This window comes from Streptomyces sp. NPDC006265 (assembly GCF_040613555.1).
Taxonomy (GTDB): Bacteria; Actinomycetota; Actinomycetes; order Streptomycetales; family Streptomycetaceae; genus Streptomyces.
In genome coordinates, this window is sequence record NZ_JBEXSH010001066.1 from 1 (window position 1) to 2,708 (window position 2,708).

1 protein-coding gene and 1 pseudogene are annotated in these 2,708 nt (G+C 75.5%); both read right to left on the reverse strand.

The annotated features are described in order from the left end of the window. Nucleotides 1–674: pseudogene (locus ABZ281_RS45270) on the reverse strand (hypothetical protein); the annotation flags it as partial. Continuing rightward, on the reverse strand, nt 671–2,608 hold the full coding sequence (locus tag ABZ281_RS45275) for a hypothetical protein (protein WP_356664195.1): 1,938 nt from the start codon (nt 2,606–2,608) through the stop codon (nt 671–673). The gene ABZ281_RS45275 and the pseudogene ABZ281_RS45270, both read right to left, overlap by 4 nt. Between the last annotated feature and the right edge of the window lie 100 nt (nt 2,609–2,708).

The window sequence follows — 2,708 nt, forward strand, 5'->3', positions numbered from 1 at the left end:
GACGTCAGAGGGTGGTGCACCGTCGGGTCGCCGGCGGGAGTCAGGGGGTGGTGCACCGCCCGGGGGCCGGCTGCCGATCCGCTGCTGCCGGACAGCAGGGCGGGGTCCGCGTACATCGCGGGATCGCAGACCGGGACCAGGGGCGTCGGCGGCTCCGGGAGGGCCGTCGCCGTCACGTCGGTCAGGCCCGCCCGGCGCAGTCCGCGCAGGGCCGGAGCCGTCGCCGTCGCCGGGCCGTGCAGCCGCACCCGGGCCCGGCGCAGGCGGGCGAACGCCGCGTACGGGTCGTCGAGGCGGGCGGTGAGCCGGGCCAGCGTGTCGGCGTGCCGGGCGGCCAGTTCGGCGGGCGGTTCCGGCTCGGTGAGCGCGGCCGGGTCGAGCAGCAGGCCGTTCTCCCGGAGCTTGCCGAGCAGATGCCGTACGGCGGGCCGGGCGCGCTCGGTGCCGAACTCGGCGACCAGCGCGTCCTCCGTCGTCCCCGCCCGCAGCAGCGGCACACAGCCGTCCGCCACCGCGTACAGCAGCTCCGAGCCGCGCAGCACGAACTGCCCGCGCGTCCCGCTGAAGTAGACGCCCCCCGGCACGGGCGCGTAGTGCAGCCCGGGCCGGGCCCTGAGCGGCGCGGCGGCCGGGGGCGACTCGACCGCGTTCCTCTCCACATCGGTCACGGTCATGGCCGGACTCCTTCCGCTGCCCCGGTGTTCGCCGGTTCGTACACGAAGCGGCCTCCGGCCTCGCGCCCCACTTCGAGCACCCACTCCGTGGCGTGGGTGCCGTCGGTGACGCCGGGCAGGGCCTCCTCCAGATAGCTCGTGCCGGCGCCGCGGCGCTCCAGCATCCGCGGCAGGACCCGCACCGCGAGCGCGCTGGACAGGTCGACGTACTGCGGCTTCTGGGCCAGGCGCTTGGACTGGACGTCGGGGGCGCCCACCGAGAGCGGGCCCTCGTCCTCCGGTGCCGACTTGATGACGACCTCTTCGGGGACGCCGTGGCGGGAGCGCCAGGCGGTCAGTCCGAGAAGCCGTTCGTGTTCGTCGGGCCCGGCGGCCACCGCCGTGTCCAGTTCGGCACCGCCGTACCAGCGGCGGCGTCCGATGAGGACGTCGCCGACCGCCATGCGCGGTGCGACCCGGGTGTGCTTGCCGTCCCACGGGGTCGCCGCGTGCCAGGAGTTGGGCAGGCTGTTGAAGAGCCGGCCGCTGATCACCAGGCCGGAGGCGACCGACAGCGGCGGCGGGAACAGGCCCGGGTGGCCGGTGCCCAGCGGCAGCACCCGCAGCGGCGCGCCGTCGGCGTCCTCGACCCGCAGCGTGTCGGTCTCCGGGTCGTGCGCCAGGCGCAGCGTGAACCAGTCCTCGGCGGTGAGGCCGCCCGGCAGCACCGGGGTGTGCGCGTTGACGTTGAGGCGGTGCAGGCCCAGGTCCTCGGCGATGCGGGTGCCGTCGTGGCCGTAGAAGCGGTTCAGACGGTCGGCCAGGCGGGGCAGGGCGCGGCCGCCCTGGCGGCGGTCGGCCTCCAGGAAACGCGCGTACAGCATGCCGTGGCCCGGCAGTCCGTCGTTGAGGACGAGCTGGTCGCCGGCCTGCTGGAGCAGTACCCCGTAGATCAGTGGGTCGCTGCGGAAGCGGTCGGGCAGCGCCCGGGTCAGCTCGGCGACGTCCGCCGCGGTGAGCCGCAGGGTGTCCTCACCGGCCTGGGCCGTCTTGGTGAGGAGGCCGTGCACCTCCTCGGACAGCTCGCGGCGCAGCAGGTACATGCGCTCCAGGCAGCCGTCCGCCGGTCCGATCCCGGACAGCGCGGCGGCCTGGCCGGTGCCCTCGGGCCCGTACACGGCCGCCATCGCGGCGGCCCGCCGGGAGACCTCGCCCACGATGAACGCCGCGTGCTCGGCGAGCGGCACGTTCGCCCCGGCCCCGAACCGCTCCGTGAACGCGGCGGTCATCAGAACCCGTACGTCGTGCAGCCAGTCGAAAACGGTCAGGAGCTCCACCGCGGGGCCGAGGTCGGCCAGCGGGTCGTGCCAGTCGGAGGCCGCCACCTTGAGCGGCGGCATGACGTAGTCCTCCTCGACCGTGATGTGCGCCGGGCGGCCCGCAGCCTGGCTGAACCGGCCGAGGTCGCCGCGCAGTCCGGCCAGCAACGCGCCCCGCTCGGCGGCCGGGGCCTCGGTCACCCGGGGCAGCCCGGCGCGCACCCGCTTGGCCAACTCCCTGACGCCGGACCGCTGCTCGGTGTCGGGAAACGTCAGCAGGTCGTCGTAGTCGCCCGCGGCGCTCTCCTCCTCGGGCCTGCCGAACGTGCACAGCACGCCCTGGTGCAGGGCCTGCCGTACGCGCCGCTCGGCCTCCCCGGCGGGGCAGCCGGCCCGGGCGGCGACGTGTGCGACGACCGCCGGGAACCTGCGCGGCCCCATCGACAGCGCGTCGAGCAGGTCCCCGACCGGCCCGTCGAGCGGGACCGCGAGGCGGTGCATGCCCTGCTCGGAGAACTTCAGGAAGAACAGCCTGCCCGTCTCCGGGTCGGGGGCCGAGGTGGGGGGCATCCCCACCCACAGCGCGCTGAGGTCGGTGTCGTCGGTGGGCAGGCCGCCGAGGACGTAGTGGAGCATGACCCGGTCCAGGTGGGGGGTACCCGCCGGTTACGCCTGGCTCAGCATGGAGCGGGCGCGTGCATCCAGCTCCGCGGCTTGGCTACCGGCCCGGTTCCGG